Origin of the sequence: Leucobacter sp. MMO-125 (assembly GCF_037148395.1) — a bacterium.
Lineage (GTDB): Bacteria > Actinomycetota > Actinomycetes > Actinomycetales > Microbacteriaceae > Leucobacter.
The window spans coordinates 67666-83226 of record NZ_JBBCTL010000002.1; the positions used below are offsets into that span (position 1 = coordinate 67666).

Annotated in this window: 13 protein-coding genes; 5 read left to right on the forward strand and 8 right to left on the reverse strand. The window is 67.5% G+C overall.

Annotated elements, in window-relative coordinates; all coding sequences use genetic code 11:
• Positions 1 to 35: 35 nt before the first annotated feature.
• Positions 36 to 1634 (reverse strand): aminotransferase class I/II-fold pyridoxal phosphate-dependent enzyme, encoded by a 1599-nt coding sequence (locus WFI54_RS05160; protein ID WP_336651724.1) that lies wholly within the window; start codon positions 1632 to 1634, stop codon positions 36 to 38.
• A 123-nt stretch (positions 1635 to 1757) separates the two neighbouring features.
• Here WFI54_RS05160 and WFI54_RS05165 point away from each other — a divergent pair, with 123 nt between their 5' ends.
• Positions 1758 to 2678 (forward strand): LysR family transcriptional regulator, encoded by a 921-nt coding sequence (locus WFI54_RS05165; protein ID WP_336651725.1) that lies wholly within the window; start codon positions 1758 to 1760, stop codon positions 2676 to 2678.
• A 10-nt stretch (positions 2679 to 2688) separates the two neighbouring features.
• On the opposite strand, the gene WFI54_RS05170 is transcribed toward WFI54_RS05165, so the two are convergent.
• Positions 2689 to 3120 carry a cytidine deaminase gene (locus WFI54_RS05170; RefSeq protein ID WP_336651726.1) on the reverse strand — a complete coding sequence of 144 codons (432 nt, stop codon included), beginning with the start codon at positions 3118 to 3120 and terminating at the stop codon, positions 2689 to 2691.
• Entirely contained in the window at positions 3117 to 4088 is a 972-nt protein-coding gene (locus tag WFI54_RS05175) for a Ppx/GppA phosphatase family protein (RefSeq protein ID WP_336651727.1), read from the reverse strand. Before WFI54_RS05175 ends, WFI54_RS05170 begins: the two co-directional genes overlap by 4 nt.
• A 289-nt stretch (positions 4089 to 4377) precedes the next feature.
• Between WFI54_RS05175 and WFI54_RS05180 the strand changes: the two genes are divergently transcribed.
• Genes WFI54_RS05180 through WFI54_RS05190 form a run of 3 tightly spaced genes read left to right on the forward strand, consistent with a single transcriptional unit; the run spans position 4378 to position 10201 of the window.
• A complete protein-coding gene (locus tag WFI54_RS05180) occupies positions 4378 to 6582 on the forward strand; it encodes a cellulose biosynthesis cyclic di-GMP-binding regulatory protein BcsB (protein WP_336651728.1) in 2205 nt (734 codons plus the stop codon).
• Positions 6579 to 8246: a hypothetical protein gene (locus tag WFI54_RS05185; RefSeq protein WP_336651729.1), complete on the forward strand. Its 1668-nt coding sequence runs from the start codon at positions 6579 to 6581 to the stop codon at positions 8244 to 8246. The genes WFI54_RS05180 and WFI54_RS05185 overlap by 4 nt, the downstream gene beginning before the upstream one ends.
• Positions 8243 to 10201 carry a glycosyltransferase gene (locus tag WFI54_RS05190; protein ID WP_336651730.1) on the forward strand — a complete coding sequence of 653 codons (1959 nt, stop codon included), beginning with the start codon at positions 8243 to 8245 and terminating at the stop codon, positions 10199 to 10201. Before WFI54_RS05185 ends, WFI54_RS05190 begins: the two co-directional genes overlap by 4 nt.
• A 175-nt stretch (positions 10202 to 10376) precedes the next feature.
• On the opposite strand, the gene WFI54_RS05195 is transcribed toward WFI54_RS05190, so the two are convergent.
• Genes WFI54_RS05195 through WFI54_RS05205 form a run of 3 tightly spaced genes read right to left on the reverse strand, consistent with a single transcriptional unit; the run spans position 10377 to position 12827 of the window.
• A complete protein-coding gene (locus WFI54_RS05195) occupies positions 10377 to 11126 on the reverse strand; it encodes an SDR family NAD(P)-dependent oxidoreductase (RefSeq protein ID WP_336651731.1) in 750 nt (249 codons plus the stop codon).
• A complete protein-coding gene (locus WFI54_RS05200; protein ID WP_336651732.1) occupies positions 11123 to 12421 on the reverse strand; it encodes an FAD-binding oxidoreductase in 1299 nt (432 codons plus the stop codon). The genes WFI54_RS05195 and WFI54_RS05200 overlap by 4 nt, the downstream gene beginning before the upstream one ends.
• A 4-nt stretch (positions 12422 to 12425) precedes the next feature.
• A complete protein-coding gene (locus tag WFI54_RS05205; RefSeq protein WP_336651733.1) occupies positions 12426 to 12827 on the reverse strand; it encodes a GtrA family protein in 402 nt (133 codons plus the stop codon).
• Here WFI54_RS05205 and WFI54_RS05210 point away from each other — a divergent pair.
• Positions 12791 to 13789, forward strand: a complete 999-nt coding sequence (locus tag WFI54_RS05210) for a decaprenyl-phosphate phosphoribosyltransferase (protein WP_336651734.1) — start codon at positions 12791 to 12793, stop codon at positions 13787 to 13789. The two genes, WFI54_RS05205 and WFI54_RS05210, sit on opposite strands and share 37 nt — an antisense overlap.
• A gap of 4 nt (positions 13790 to 13793) precedes the next feature.
• On the opposite strand, the gene WFI54_RS05215 is transcribed toward WFI54_RS05210, so the two are convergent.
• Positions 13794 to 14000 carry a hypothetical protein gene (locus WFI54_RS05215; protein ID WP_336651735.1) on the reverse strand — a complete coding sequence of 69 codons (207 nt, stop codon included), beginning with the start codon at positions 13998 to 14000 and terminating at the stop codon, positions 13794 to 13796.
• Positions 14001 to 14005: 5 nt separating this feature from the next.
• A complete protein-coding gene (locus WFI54_RS05220; protein WP_336651736.1) occupies positions 14006 to 15382 on the reverse strand; it encodes a glycosyltransferase family 2 protein in 1377 nt (458 codons plus the stop codon).
• Between the last annotated feature and the right edge of the window lie 179 nt (positions 15383 to 15561).

Sequence of the window (15561 nt, forward strand, 5' to 3'; positions counted from 1 at the left end):
GTGTGGGCCGTTGCGGCCGGTTGATGGGATTGAGTCTAAGCGCTGCGGGTGACACGGAAGGAGGCCACCGCTGGGTCGACGGCGCCGCGCACGTAGCCCGTCGGCGACGCTGCGACCGCCTGCAGGAAGGCGACCGTCTCGGCAGTGATTTCTTCGCCGGGAATGAGGTTGGGAATGCCTGGCGGGTAGGCCGCGAGCGTGTCTGCGGAGACCCGCCCCACGGCGTCTGCGGCCGAGACGAGTTCGGTCTGCGAGAAGAAGCCGTCGCGGGGCGTCATGCGCAGCGCACCGGGCGCGGGCAGCGCGGGGAAGGACCCCGCTGCGGCGTGCGCCTCACGCTCGACGGCGGCTGCTTCGGAGTCCACCGCCGCGATGAGGGCGCGGTGCACGAGCTCACAGTCAGGGGTCTTGCCCGCGCCGATGACGGCGACGAGCGAAGTGGCTGTGGCCATTTCGAAGTGGATGCCGTCGACGTCGATGAGTCGCTGCCGCAGCCAGTGGCCGCTGACACCAGTCGCGGAGATATCGATGGGCACGCGCAGCAGGTCGGTGTCTACGATGTCTTCGAAGCTGTCGAATCCGTCGCTGACGACACCGAAGCGGGGGTCGTCGCGCAGCATCTGACGGAAACGGCGGGCACCGGTGATGGAGCGCCCGATCTCGGCTTCGCCGGTCATGAGCGAGTGACGGGCGATATCGAGGGAGGCTCGCAGGATCGCGCTGGTCGAGGTTGAGGCCGTCATGGTGAAGGCACGTTCGATGAGCGGTTCGAGACGGTCGGCGAAGGGGCCGTGGCCGAGGTGCAGCATGGCCGACTGGGTGAGGGAGCCGGCGAGCTTGTGGGTGCTCGATACGACAAGGTCGGCCCCGAGGCGCGCGGGCGACTCCGGCAGCTCGGGGTGGAAACCGAAGTGCGGCCCCCAGGCACCGTCGACGATGAGCGGGGCACCGTGAGCGTGGGCGACCTCACTGAGGCCGCGCACGTCGGCGACGGATCCGAAGTAGCTCGGCGAGATGATGTAGACGGCGGAAGCCGGCCGCCCCTCCCGCTCAGCTGCCGTGAGGGCCGCGTCGAGCGCCGCTGGGGAGACGCCGTGCGACATGCCATGAACGTTATCGACCGTGGGAAAGACGAAACTGGGGATCAGTCCCGCTGCGAGCACGCCGTCACTGAAGCTCGAATGCGCGCTGCGCTGCGAGACAATGTGCTCGCCGAGACCGCGGGCAGCGAGTGCCGCGGTGCGGTTGGCCTGCGAGGCGCCGTTGGTGAGAAACCAGGTGCGGCGCGCACCCCAGGCCTCGGCGGCGAGCGCGAGCGCCTGGTCGAGGGGAGAGTCGGCTCCGAGGTCGACGTCATCGATGAGCATGGGGATGTCGAGTTGCAGGGTGCGCTCGCCGAGGAAATCGGCGAGGCGGGAGGCGAGCCCGTGATCGTTGCCGCCATGCCCGGGCACCATGAGCTGCATGGGGCCGCGCGCGACGTAGCGATCGAGTGCGTCTGCGTAGGGGGTTACCGCGTGCCGGCGCAGCACCGCTTGCCGCTCGGCCGCGCGCGAGCTGTCCGCAGTGAGGTCTGCAACATTCGTGTCGGTGTCGAGCGCGGGGAGGAGGCTGGGGTCGGCGGTGTGGAGCATCCCTCCATGGTGGGGGTGCGGATCGCGATCGTGAATCCCCGTATCGTCTCGGAAGCCACATATCCTGTATGTGACAAATGTACCGCAGGTGCCCCTGCGTCAGATATGGGATAGTGGGATGCCATGATCGATCTGCGTCAGCTCCAAGCTCTGCGAGCCGTGCACGCCGAGGGATCCGTTACCGGGGCCGCTCGTCGCCTCGGCTGGAGTCAACCGACCGTCGACTACCACCTCAAGAACCTTGACGGTCTAGTCGGTGCCGCAGTGATCAACCGCTCCTCGCGCGGCAGCTCACTCACCCCCGTCGGCGTGCTGCTGCTCGATCGCGGCGAGGAGATCCTCTCCCTGACCGATCTCGCCCTGCGCGACGCACGCGACCTCACCCAGATGGGGCGCGTGCGACTGCGTTTCGGCACGTTCCCGACCGCTGCCGCGAAACTGCTGCCGTCGATCGTCGCGCAGGTGACCGAGATCGGAATCGAACTCGACGCCGTGCTCGAGGAGGTGCCGCAGCTCGTCGAGCACGTCAACCGGAGGCAGCTCGACGCCGCCATCGTGTACTCGGTGCCCGGCCACGAACTGTCGTTCCGCTCCGATATCGTCACCACCGAGGTGCTGCGCGATCCGCTTATGCTCGCACTGCCGGAAGGGCACCCGCTCGCGACGCACACCACCATCGACCGCGCGGCACTGCTCACACTGAGCCGTGAGCGCTGGCTCTTCGCCGCTGCCTGGGACGACCCCATGGACGCCATCGTGATCGACGCCTTCGCACAGGCCGGGCACACTCTCGATGTGGCGATCCGCACCGATGATTTCCAAGTCATGCTCGGCATGGTGGCCGCTCGCATGGCCGTCAGCTTCCTCCCCCGCCTCGCGAGCACCCGAGAACATCCGGGCGTCGTGCTGCGCCCCATCGACGATCCGTCGTTCGTGCGTTCCCTGCTCATCGCGGCTCCGGCCGACGGCGCCGGCAAGCAGCCCTCCGCGGCGGTGCGCCAGCTGGCCGAGGCGATTCGCGACGCTATCGCCGCCCTCGATTGATTCGAGGCCGTCAGGCCCCGAGATCACGCGGCCCGAAGGCCAGCGGCAGCACCTCGTCGATGGTGCGCACACCAGCGACCGTCTCAATCAGCAGGCCAGGGGCGGCATGCTCGGCAAGCAGCTGTCGGCAGCGACCGCACGGCATGATCGTCGCCCCGTCGCCGTCAACGCACACGAACGCCACCAGGCGCCCGCCCCCGCTCATGTGCAGCGCCGACACGAGCGAGCACTCCGCGCACAGCGTCAGCCCGTACGAGGCGTTCTCCACATTGCAGCCGGCGACAATGCGGCCGTCGTCGACGAGCGCCGCAGCACCCACCCGATAGCGAGAATAGGGAGCGTAGGCGGCGTCCTTGGCCGCGTTCGCCGCGGCGTGCAGGGCCGTCCAGTCGACTCCTCCGTCAAGCTCCCTGGTCGCGGGCCCCTGCGGCACGACACTCACCCCAGCTCCGGGGCCGGTTCTGACACGGGATCCGCGCCCCTTCCGTCGAGCGCGTCGATGTAACGCAGCACGATGCCCTCACGCAGCGCCCACGGCGAGATGGTGAGGGTGTCGACCTCGAACACCTTCATCGCGGTGCGCAGCACCACCGCGCCCGCCATGATCTGGTAGCCACGCTCGGGGGTCACACCCGGCAGATACTCGCGCACCGACCCCGGCATATCGCGCAGCGTCGGCTCCCACTCGCGCAGGCCGACGTAGTGCAACTGTGCGAGATCGCCGGTGATGGGATCGGCGGGGCCGCCCACGAGTCGCGCGAGTGAGCGGATCGTCTTCGAGGTGCCCACCACCCGCTTGGGCCTGGGGCGGTCTGCGAAGATCTGCTCGCGCACCCGCGTGAACTCGGCGCGGGCGTGCGCCCGCAGCAGCGAAACGGCCTCGCGCGATGGCGGATCCTCAGGCAGGAAGTTGATCGTGGATCGGCCCGCGCCGAGCGGCAACGACACCTGCACATCGGGATACTCGTCAGCGCCCTGCGCGATCTCGAACGAGCCACCACCGATGTCGAAGAGCAGAATCTCGCCCGCCGACCAGCCGAGCCAGCGCCGCACCGCGAGCATCGTGATCCGCGCTTCGTCCTCACCCGAAAGCACCCGCAGCACCACCCCGGTCTCCCTGGTGATGCGCGCGAGCACTTCCTCACCGTTGGCGGCCTCGCGGATCGCACTCGTGGCGGTGGCGATCATGTCGTCGACACCGATCTCGCGCACGGTGTCTGCGGCCTCGCGGATCGCATAGACGATGCGCCGCACCCCCTCCTCCACGATCGCGCCATCTGCGTCGAGGTAGCGCATCAGCCGCAGCACCGATCGCTGCGAGTGGTAAGGGGCAGGGCTCGCACCCGGGTGAGCATCGACCACCAGTAAGTGGACGGTGTTGGATCCGACGTCGATCACTCCGAGGCGCATGGGGAAATTCTAGTGGGCACGCTGGGGCACGCTGCAGCGGGCGATGCCGCATGCGAATCCGCCCCCCAGAGGGTGAAACCTCCTACTGCGCAGGCCGGAATACCCCGCGAGCACCCCTTCGGCCTGATCTCACAAGCCGACACCCGTAGGATTGCGGTGAGTTGCGTTTCTTCAGGGGGAAGGCTGTCCAACGATGAGCACATGTGCGCCGGGTTTCGGTTCAACCACTCGCACCGCGGGCCACAGGCGATTGCGGCGCGCACCCGCTGCCATCCTCTCGGGAGTCCTCGTGCTGGCGAGCGTCGGCGCCGGCGCCGCACCGGCCTTCGCCACTGCGGGCCCGAGCGTGAAAACGCAGATCTCGCCGGATCAGCCGAGCAACCCCGCCGACACCACAGCTCCGGCGCAGGCTGAAGATCCCGCCGAGCGCAAGAGCGCCGCAGAGTCGCCCGATGCGGCAGCAGCTCCCGAGGTTGCGCGGTCACGATCTGAGCGCGCCGAGCTCGCGAGCGGCGGCACGATCTGGCTTCCCTTCGCCGTGCCCGACGGCACCACACCGCAGGAGTTCACCGCCCGGCTGTCACTGCTCGCCGGCGACGACTCCGCCCAGGTGCAGGTGAGCAGCGAGCGTCGACCCCTCGGCACCGTCACCCCGGCCGACGGAGAAATCACCCTCCCGCTCAGCGATGAAGACGTCGTCGACGGTCGCGTCAACATTTCTTTCTCGCTGCCCTGGAACACGGGCCTCGTGTGCTGGGTGGCAAGCGAAACCCAACAGCGCGAGCAGGGCACCCGCCTTGCTATCACCGACGCGGCAATCGACACCGCCGGCGAGGCAACCCCGCCCGAGACCGTAGCCACCTTCCTCTCCCCCTGGGTTGAGCAGGTCGAGGTGGTCACCGGCGGCGATCCGCAGCTGCTCGAAGCGGGCTTGAGCGCGGTGGCCGCAGCAACGCACCGCCTCGGCAGCGCCTCCTCGGTGTCGCTCGACGCTCCGGCGTCTGACACGGTTGACCCCGTAACCCAGCGCGTCATCGCCTTCGAGGCTGGCAGCGGCGCCGCGGTCACCGGCATCGACACCGACGAGCGGGGCGTCCCCCGCCTCGTCGTATCGGGCGCCCCCGAAACACTCACCGCCGCCGCGGCAGCGCTCGGCTCAGCAGGGCTCCCCCTCGCCTCCGCCGCAGACACCGAAGGCCTCGCTGCTGCCCCGGCCACCGGGCCAGACACCGCTCTCTCCCTCAGTCTCGAAGATCTCGGCACCGCCAGCGTCTCACTGCGCGGCTACGGCGTCACCGACGGCTTCATCAGTGTGCCGCAGGACGCCTTTGGCGGACCTGTCGACGGCTACACCCTGCACCTCACCGGCGCTGTCAGCACCGTCGACGCCGTCACCATCGCCTCCGCAGAGGTGCTCTGGAACGATGTGCTCGTCGACACGCTGCCTATTTCCGCAGACGATCCGAGCATCGACCGCACCATCACCATCCCGTCGTCGAGCGTGCGCGCCTCGAACGGCCTCGTCGTGCGACTGACCGCGGTTGCCGCAGGCGGCGCCTGCATCGACGAGTCACTGCTGCCACAAGTGCGCCTCGACCTCGACGCCCGCGCCAGCACGGTGACCGCCCATCGCGGTCAGGCCGTATCGCCCGGCTTCGAACGCTTCCCGCAGGCTCTCGGCGGCACCCTCGCAGTCGCAACAGGCTCGGACACCCCGAGCGTCGCAGAACTGCAGGCCGCCGGATCGATCGTCGCCGCGCTGCAGCGGGTGTCGAGCCGCCAGCTCGACATCACCGTCGAATCCGCGCAGCAGCTGATCGACTCCACAAAGCCCGGTCTTCTCGTAGGAGCTACACCAGACCAGGCCAACTCGCTGCGCACCCCGCTGCGCCTCGACCGCTTCCGCACCCTCGCCCCCTCGGGCAGCACCGAGCTGACCGTGGCCGTCGATCAGCCTTACTCCGCCCTCATGGCGTTCGAATCCGGCAACCGCGATCTGCTGGTCGTCGGCGGGTGGGCTCCCAACGGCGAAACCCCCGAGACGCTGCTCGTAAGCGTCGCAGACGACCTCGCCGGCACCGACTGGTACACCCTCTCCGGAGTGCTGCGTTTCCAGTCCGACAGCGACGCTGCACCCCAACTGCTCGACATCAACGCCGTGGTTCCGCAGCAGGCCTACCGCGAGGATTACACCTGGATCGCGTGGGTCGCAATCGGCGGCCTCGCACTGCTGCTCGTGATCATGGGAATCGCCACCGCCGCACGACGCCGCCGCGCAGTGGCGACGCGCCAGGTCGAAGCTGAGGCCGAGGCTGCTGACGAGGCCGCCGCGGCGGGCGAGACCGAACCGGTCGCCGGCGCAGATCCGCTGCCCGCCGATGCGACCCCTGCGGCTGCAGCTTCGAGCGCCGCTCCGGCCACCGAGGCGGCTCCGGCTCACGACGCTGCGGCCGAGCCCGGAACGGACGCCGGGCGCCGCAGCGACGGCTCGTGATCCAGGCCGAGGCCGCGCCGGGCCGCTTTCGGGCGGCCTGGGCGGCGCTCGACGCGCCCGCAACCGGGCGCCGCGTGCCGGGCACCCTCATCGTCGCGGCCATCGCGCTGATCGCGGGCACCATTGCCGCGTTCTGGAGCATCGGCACCGACATGCAATTCGCCTACGCCGATGCGCAGAGCCACCTCACCATCGCACGCCGCATCTTCGACAGCAAGGCGCCAGGCTTCACGCAGCTCGGCACTGTGTGGCTACCACTGCCGAATCTGCTGCTGATGCCGTTCGTCGCTATCGACTGGTTGTGGGCCACAGGCTGGGCTGCGGCGCTTCTGGGCATCGTCTGCCTCGTCGCAACAGCTTCGGCGAGCTACCGGATCGCGGCGCGCATCGGCCTGGGCCGCACCGCCCGCCTGGTGCTCGTCGGGCTCATCGTCACCAACCCGAGCATGCTCTACGTGCACACGACAGCGCTTACCGAGCCCGTGCTCATCGCGTTCCTCACCGCCTCGGTTGCGGGGCTCGCCTCATGGGCGCTTTCGCCCCGCGAGCTGAGCGCCGGCGAGATGATGGTGTTCAGCGGCGCGCCCGCCGCCGGCGCCGTACTCTCCCGCTACGAGGGTTGGGCGCTGGTGGCGAGCGGCACACTGTTCGTGATCATCGTCGCCTGGCGGCGCAAGCGCTCGCTGAAGCACGTAGTGAAGCTCGCCTCGGCCTTTGCGCTGTGGCCCGCGCTCGGCGTGCTGTGGTGGGTCTCCTACAACTTCGCGGTGTACCAGAACCCGCTGGAGTTCTTGAACGGCCCCTACTCGGCGGCGGCACTGCAGGCTCCTGTCTCAGAGTCGGGCTTTCTGGCGTACAAGGGCTCCGTGGGCCTCACGCTGTGGGCCTACCACTGGGCCATTATCGGCACCGTCGGCGCGGTCACCCTCGCGGTCGCGGCGCTCGGGCTCATCGCGCTGTGCGCGCGGTTCCGGCTTGAGACCCGCGCGCTCATCGTCTGGCTGCTGGCTACTGGCTGGGCGTTCTCGCTGCTCAGCCTCTACCTCGGCCAGACGCACCTGAACAATATGCACACGATGCCGACGAACTGGTGGAACAACCGCTACGCCCTGGTCTCACTGACCTGGTTGGCGATGCTCTGCGCGGTGTGGATCGACTCCTGCCTGCGATCTCGGCGGGCTCGCAGGCTCGGGATCGCAGCCGCGGTCGCGACGATCGTCGCGTTCGCCGGCCAGCTGGCCTGGTCGCTGACCGACCTCCCGGGCCGCAGCGCCGTGCTCGCCGAGGGTGCTGGCTACCTTGAAATCAAACATGGCAACGGCACCGATGCCGGAGCGCGCTACCTGGGTGATCACTACGACGGTGGCGGGATTCTGATGGACGAATCCGCGGCAGGCAATGCGGTGCTGCCACAGATCGGCGTGCCGCTGCACGAGTACTTCAACCGGTCCACGGGCACCCTGTTCGACGAGGCGCTGCGCGATCCCGCCGGTCACGCGCGCTGGATCTTTTACACGGTGGCCGACGCGCCGTCACTGTCGAGCGCCGCGGTCGCCGATCAGGTGTACGCGACGCTTCTCGAACACCCTGCCGTGCTCGCGCAGTACGAGGTCGTGTTCTCCGAGGGTGACATTCGCATCCTCCGACGATTGGACGGCTCATGATCGGTATGCCCGGCCGTGACCGGCGCCGCATCGGCGAAATCCTCCTCGACCGCGGGCTCATCACCCAGACGCAACTCGAGGAGGCGCTCGCCGCGCAGCGGGAGGGCGGTGGACAGCTTGGGCGCCACCTCATTCTGAGCGGCGCTGTGCAGCGCATGGAGATGTATCGTGCACTTGCCGAGCAGTGGCGCGCCCCATTCGTCGACCTCGTGCAGCTCGACGAACGGGGCGAGGTCGACGCCGAGCTGATCCTCACCGAGACCGCAGAGACCTGGATCGAGCGGGGCTGGCTGCCAATTGCCGTTGAACGCCCCGCGCACGGACCATCATGGGTGACCGTCGCCACGACGATCCCGCTTGAGAGGGCCGCGGCCGCGAAGATCGTTGAGGGCTTCGGTGTCGATCAGGTACGGCTCGTCACCACCACCGACTGGGATCTGGTGCGTGTGGTGCAGTCGATCTGCCGTGCCGCGCTCGTCTTCGGTGCCGCGGAGGCGCTGGCGAGCAGCGACAACTCGGCCTCAGCGAAAGACGGACTCAATCTGTGGCAGCGCGCGCTGCCGGTGATCGCTGTTGCGGTGATCATCGTTGGCGCGGTGTTCGATCCGCTCGTCACCGCGATCACGGTGCTCGCAATCGCGAACGCGATGTTCCTCGTCAACGTCGGCTTCAAAGTGCTCGCCGGGGTGCGCGGCAGCTTCCGCCGAGTGTGGCGGCGCAGCCTCGCCGCAGAGGTGCACCGTCAGCGTGAGGTGAGAGGCTTGCCCGAGCCCGTCTCCTCAATCCCGGATGATGATCTGCCGATCTACACGATCCTCGTGCCCGCCTACCGCGAGGCCAACATCATCACGAAGCTTGTCTCCAATCTGGGCGCACTCGACTACCCGAAGACGAAGCTCGATGTGCTGCTTCTGCTCGAAGAAGACGATGACGAGACGATCGCCGCAGTGAAGGCGATGCGCCCGCCAGAGTATGTGCGCATGCTGATCGTGCCGCCCGGCGGCCCCCAGACGAAGCCCCGCGCCTGCAACTACGGCCTGGCGTTCGCGCGGGGCGAGTTCGTGGTGATCTACGATGCCGAGGATCGGCCACAGCCGCAGCAACTGCGGCAAGTTGTGGAGCGTTTCCGCTCGGAACAGCGCCTCGAGAACAACGAGCAGCGCCCACTGATCTGCGTGCAGGCTGCGCTCAACTACTTCAACGCCGACTACAACGTGCTGACCCGCCTCTTCGCGGTTGAGTATGCGCACTGGTTCGACTCGATGCTGCCCGGCATGGACGACTGGCATGTGCCGATCCCCCTGGGCGGCACCTCGAATCACTTCGTCACCGATCAACTGCGCAACCTCGGCGCCTGGGATCCCTACAACGTCACCGAAGACGCCGACCTCGGCATGCGCATCGCCGTGCAAGGCGGGCGGGTCGGCGTGGTTGATTCTGTCACCTGGGAGGAAGCGTGCGCCGAGGTGCCCGCCTGGGTGAAGCAGCGCACCCGCTGGATCAAGGGCTACATGATGACGGGCGCTGTCAACGCGAGACACCCTGTCGCGTGGTTGAAGCAGAACGGGCTGCCGGGTTTCATCACGCTCACCGCGTTGATCATCGGCACGCCGCTCGCGTTCCTCGCCTACCCGCTCGTGCTCGGCTTCACGATCATCACCTATGTGGGCGTGCACGTCATCGGCCTCAATCTGCCCGACTGGCTCGTGATCGGCGGCACGATCAACATGTTGGCATCGAACGCGCTGATGATCATGTTCGCTGGGGCTGCGGCCTGGCGTCGCTACAACTGGCGCATCGCCGTCTTTGCGCTGCTCAACCCGCTCTACTGGATTCTGCACTCGGTTGCGGCGTGGCGGGCGGCCTGGCAGATGTACTTTAGCCCGCACCGTTGGGAGAAGACCCCGCACGGGCTCACCGAGGAGTATGAGGACTCCTCGGTGGTCGCGGTGTAGTCGGGGGCGGATCCCGGTTCGCATCCGGCTGCGGGTGCTGATGATGCTGCGGGTGCTGATGATGCTGCGGGTGCTTTTGGATGCGGATCGGGGCGCGTTTGAGGCGCGCCACTGAGGCCCCGCCCCACCACGAGGTGCGCTTCGCAGCGAGACCCGCTGCGAAGCGAGGCGCGCGCTACAGCGAGGTGCGCTCGAACAGCGCCCGTGGTGCGAGCCGCACGGCGAGCATGATCCACCGCCACAGGCCAGGCGCGTAGACGACCGGCCTGCCTGCCGCGATAGCGCGCACCACGATCCCCGCGACCGCGTCGGCGCTTGCCAGGCGGGCTCCCGACTCCTGCAGCGGGGCCGTCATCGGCGTCGCAGTGGGACCCGGCTTCACCAGGCTGACGCGGCGGCCGGTGCCGTGCAGCCGGTGCTGCTCGCCCTGGGCGGCCCGCTCGACCATGCCCTTCGCCGAACCGTACAAGAAGTTGCTCGCGCGACCGCGATCCCCTGCAACCGAGCCGATCACCGCGATCCGTGTCGCCCGGGTCAGGCCCACGGCCGCATCGAGCCACAGCGTCGGAGACACCCCCGTCGCTTCAAGCTGGTCTTTTGCGAGGACGAGATCTTGCTGCATGCGCTGCTGATCGTGCATGGCACCGTGCGCGATGAGCACGGTGTCGGGGTCTGCCTGCTCGGCCGCCTCGGTGACTGCCCTGGCGATCGCCTCGGGGTCGAGCATGTCGAGGGCGACAATCGACACTTCAGGCGAACGGCCGCGCACCCGCAGGTCGGCGGCGACGCGCTCAAGCCGTTCCGCGTTGCGCCCCACAAGCACAAATCGACCGGCACCGGCGTCGGCCCAGCGGCGCATGATGTGCTGCGCGATCACCGAGGTCGCACCGACGACGAGCGCAGAACTGGTGGTGTGCTTGGTCATGAGATGAGCCTCCTTGCGAGGTCTGATTCGATACCCGGATCCCTGAACGGCAGAAACTCGGGCAGTCTCGGATAGCCGGCTTCGAAGAGTTCGCGCGGCATGCGTGCGTCTTTCGCCGGATAGAGACGACCGCCGACCTCGGACACGATGCGATCGAGCTCGGCGAAGAGCCGCAGCGTGCGCTCGCCCAGGTCTGGGAAATCGAGGGCGAAGCAGACGCCTGGCGCCGGGAAGCTCAGCATGCCGGGCGAGGGGGTGTCGCCGAAGGTTTTCAGCACCCCCAGGAACGAGCCCTGCCCTGAGCGGGCGATGCGGTGCAGCATATCGGAAGTCGCCTCCTGTGCGCCCTCCCACGGGATGGTGCTCTGGTATTGGTAGAACCCGCGCGGCCCGTACATGCGGTTCCATCCGCGGATCGCGTCGAGCTGATAGTCGTAGTCGCGGTAGTGTTCGATCCGCGTGCCGACCCCTGAGCGCTGCCACCAGTAGTACGCCTTGTTGAGCGCCGGCAGCGTTGCCCGGCCCACGAGCGAGAACGGCGGTGTCACGGGCACGGTGAGGCTGCGCTCCGGCTGAGCGGCGGGCAGCGCGGCCGTCTGCTCGGCCGAGCAGGGCCGAGCAGTGGTGAAAATGCCGCGGCGACCGCCATCGGTGACCACATCGATCCACCCCACTGAGAACGGCTCCGTGTTCTCCCTCACCAGAGAGAAGTACTCGGAGAGCGAGCCGAACGCCACACGGCGGGTCTGCAGCCACGGCCCCGCCACCCGTTCCAAGCGAATCGTCGCCTCCACGATCACCCCGGTCAGCCCGAGGCCGCCCACGGTTGCGGCGAAGAAGTCGGCGCGTTCGTCAGGGCCGCACACGATGCGCTCACCATCGGTGCGCAGCAGCACAATGCGTTCGACGTGGCCGCCGAAGGTGCCGGCGACGGCGTGGTTCTTGCCGTGTACATCGTTCGCGATCGCACCGCCCACGGTTACGTTCTGGGTGCCGGGTGTCACCGCGAGCATCCATCCGCGCCGAGAAAACACCCGCTGGATCTCGCCTAGCGTGACACCAGCCTCGCAGCGCAGCAGGCCCGTCTCCTCATCGAACTCGATGAAGGCGTCGAGCGCGGTCAGGTCCCACGCCGTGCCACCGGAATTGAGCGCCGCATCACCGTAGCTGCGTTCAAGGCCGACCGCCAGACCAGGATGACCGCTCGTGATCGCCCTGGCAACGCTGCCGGGATCCGCCGGCCGCAGCACCCGATGCGGATGCCGGCCGCGACGCCCCCAGGAGACCAGATCCATGCGCCTACCCCTCCCTCTCGACGAAAGTGTAGCGGCGGTCCAGCTGGTACTTCGCCGCGTATCCGATCCCGAGCCCGATCACTGCACCCGTGTACCGCGCCGCCTCAGTGCCGAAGATCCAATCGAACCCGAACTCGAACCCCCAGAAGATCACCGTCGTCACCACACTGAAGAGCGTGTACATGACAACCGTGCGCATATTATTGGACAGGCTCCGGGAGCGGAATCGGAAGATGTACCGCCGATCCAGCACATACTTCACTGCGAGCCCCGCCAAGGTGCCGACGAGCACGCCCGCCGCAACCGCCCAGGTGCCGTCAAGCATGCGCACCACTGCGGCCTGAGCGAGCAGGTTCGTTGCCGTGGCGATTGCCGCGAAGAGCAGATACAGCAGCGCGATGCGCACATCGACTCCATTCTGGGACTCGGGGCAGGCATGGCCCCGATTCAGCCGCACGACCCCCGAGAATAGAGTGTATGCGCTCACTCTTCCCAGCACTGCGTCCCAAGCAGTGGGTCAAGAATCTGCTCGTGTTCGCGGTGCCCCTCGCGGCGGGCCGCCTCTTCGAACCGCAAGTGCTGTTGCAGTCCCTCCTGGGATTCGTGGTGTTCTGCGCCGCTTCATCCACGGTCTACCTCGTGAACGACCTCATGGACCGCGAGTCAGACCGCATTCACCCCTCGAAGCGCTACCGCCCCATCGCGAGCGGCCGGGTCTCCCCCCGCACGGCCACGAGCACCGCCGTTGTGCTCGGCCTCGGGGCCGTCGTCACGCCGTTCCTCACGGGTGCCGCGGGACTCGGGGCCGTCGTCATCACCTACCTCGCACTGCAAGCGCTCTACGTCACCTGGGCGAAGCATCGCAAAGTCGTCGACATGCTCTCCGTGGCGACTGGCTTCTGTCTCCGCGGCATTGCCGGTGCTGCCGCCACCGGAATCCCGGTGAGCGCCTGGTTCATGCTCGTGATCATGGCAGGTTCGCTCTTCATGGTCGCCGGGAAGCGGTACTCCGAGCTGCTGGCAGCTCAGCATGCCCCCACGGCCTACACCCGCTCGACACTCGCCCAGTATTCGGTGACGTTCCTGCAGTTCGTCTGGGCGATGTCGGGCACGATGCTGGTGCTCGGCTATTCGCTCTGGGCCTTCCAAATCGCGGGCTTCAACCAGGTCTTCACCGTCTCTTCGGTGGTGCCGTTCCTCGCGATCGTGCTCTACTACGCATCCGACATCGACAAGGGCCGCGCCGAAGGCCCGGAAATGGTGCTCTTCCGCAACCGCAGCGTGCAAATCGCTGCCGTGGTGTGGTTCGGGCTCTTTGCTGCAGCGGTGCTCGTGCCCGCCGAGGGCATGACCCTCTTCGGGGCGTAGCCGCTCAGATCTCGGCGTCGGGGTAGATGCTCCGCGTCTCGCCACGGCGGTTGCGGCCACCGCGACGCCAGCTGAAGTGGATCACCGGAAAGAGCTTCGACACCCCCAGCACCACGTAGATCAGCGTGTTGATCGCAACGAAGGTTGCGAAGACCCCGAACCAGTCGCTCTGGAGGATGCTTTCGGGGAACAGGATTCCGGTGTGCAGCATTGTCGTTATCCTTCCGAAGCGGAACGTTCAGAGACGGCGGCTTCATGCCTCGGTTCGCGCGCCTGGAGAGTGCCGCTGCTCGCCTCCGGGCGGGCGTGCTCGACATGCTTCCAGGTCGCATTCTGGCCGGACGAGATCTCAAAGACGCCCTTCAGGAAGGCAAGGTTGAGGAAGCAGTCGTAGACCAGTTCAGGAAAAACGAGCATGGCGAGCAGGCGGGCGCGCCAGCCACCCCGCCACACCGTCACGGTGCGTTCCACCATGAACACGAGACCGATGCCAAGCCAGAACGGGAACCACACCCAGGTGTCCATCGCGGTGAGCATGATGAACATCAACCCGAAGTAGGCGAAGAGCGCGAACACGCCGTAGCCGATCGCCACCTGCTGGCTCCAATAGCGGAACGTCTGCGGGGTAACACCGTAGGTTCCCAGGTTCTCGAGGGCGCCACGCTGCCACCGCAACCGCTGCGCCCAGAGCATCCGCCAATTCGGCATGAGTTCGGTGGTGACCATGCACTCTCGAGGTGAGGTCATCAAGCCACCGAGCGATTTGATCGCGATCGTGAGCTCGTTGTCCTCGGTCAGCGCAAAGGTATCGTAGACCTCGCCGTTCACCCCCGGGATGGAACGGCCGCGAGCCTCGGCGACCGCGCGCAGCGCGATGGCACGGAATACCGTTCCGGTGCCGGTGAGTACGAACACCCGACCGTCCCGCCGCGAGATCTCCCGCTGGTAGCGGAAGTACTCGTTGCGCTGAAACTGGCCCAGCATGCCGTGACCCTCTTCGCCGCTGAAGAGGCCGCCGACAGCCATCAACGCCCGGTCGTTGCGGAACCGCGCCACTGCTGTTTCGAGGAAGCGCTCGCTGAGCTGGGTATCGGCGTCCATCACGAGCACGGAATCGTTGTCGCCCATTCCGGGTAGCAATTCGGCGAGGGCCTGGTTGAGCGCACCGCCCTTCTTATGGGTGTTTCCCACGGTTTCGAAGACCTCGGCTCCGAGCTGCCGCGCGACGGCAACAGTGCCATCTGTGCAGTTGTCGGCAACCACGATCACTCGGTCTGCCCGCAGCGTCTGGTCTTTGAGCGAGGTGAGTGTAGCGGGCAGCGACGCCTCTTCGTTATGCGCAGGAATGAGCACCGTCACCGTCACCTCCCCGGCGAACACCCCGCGAGAGCGGTCCATGATCTGCTTCGGAGCGAGCGATCGTTCGATCACACCGAGCGGGGTGCGCCGGTACCGCCGTGCAACGATGCGCTCGGTGGCGACCACGATCGCGACAAGGGCCAGGGCGACCGCGAGAGCAACGCCCCAGATGCCGGCGCGAGGCACCTCGGAGTTGTAGAGCACCGTCCAGGCTCCCGCGAGGGTGAGCCGCACCGGGTTCCAGACAGTCTCGGCGTCTGTCGCAGTGACCCCCCCAGATCAGTAGGGCGACTGCGCAGAGCACGATGACGATGATGATCACGCCCACCAAGCGCTGAAAGACAGAATGCATCGAACTCCCCTTCCCGCGATGCCAGCCCGAAACAACGAGCGTGGGTGCAGTCTATGCCTTT

Excerpts from the sequence above, each read along its gene's own strand:
- WFI54_RS05160 (WP_336651724.1), bottom strand. The coding sequence starts at position 1,634 with ATGCTCCACACCGCCGACCCCAGCCTCCTCCCCGCGCTCGACACCGAC.
- WFI54_RS05165 (WP_336651725.1), top strand. The coding sequence starts at position 1,758 with ATGATCGATCTGCGTCAGCTCCAAGCTCTGCGAGCCGTGCACGCCGAG.
- WFI54_RS05175 (WP_336651727.1), bottom strand. The coding sequence starts at position 4,088 with ATGCGCCTCGGAGTGATCGACGTCGGATCCAACACCGTCCACTTACTG.
- WFI54_RS05190 (WP_336651730.1), top strand. The coding sequence starts at position 8,243 with ATGATCGGTATGCCCGGCCGTGACCGGCGCCGCATCGGCGAAATCCTC.
- WFI54_RS05195 (WP_336651731.1), bottom strand. The coding sequence starts at position 11,126 with ATGACCAAGCACACCACCAGTTCTGCGCTCGTCGTCGGTGCGACCTCG.
- WFI54_RS05200 (WP_336651732.1), bottom strand. The coding sequence starts at position 12,421 with ATGGATCTGGTCTCCTGGGGGCGTCGCGGCCGGCATCCGCATCGGGTG.
- WFI54_RS05215 (WP_336651735.1), bottom strand. The coding sequence starts at position 14,000 with ATGCTGCACACCGGAATCCTGTTCCCCGAAAGCATCCTCCAGAGCGAC.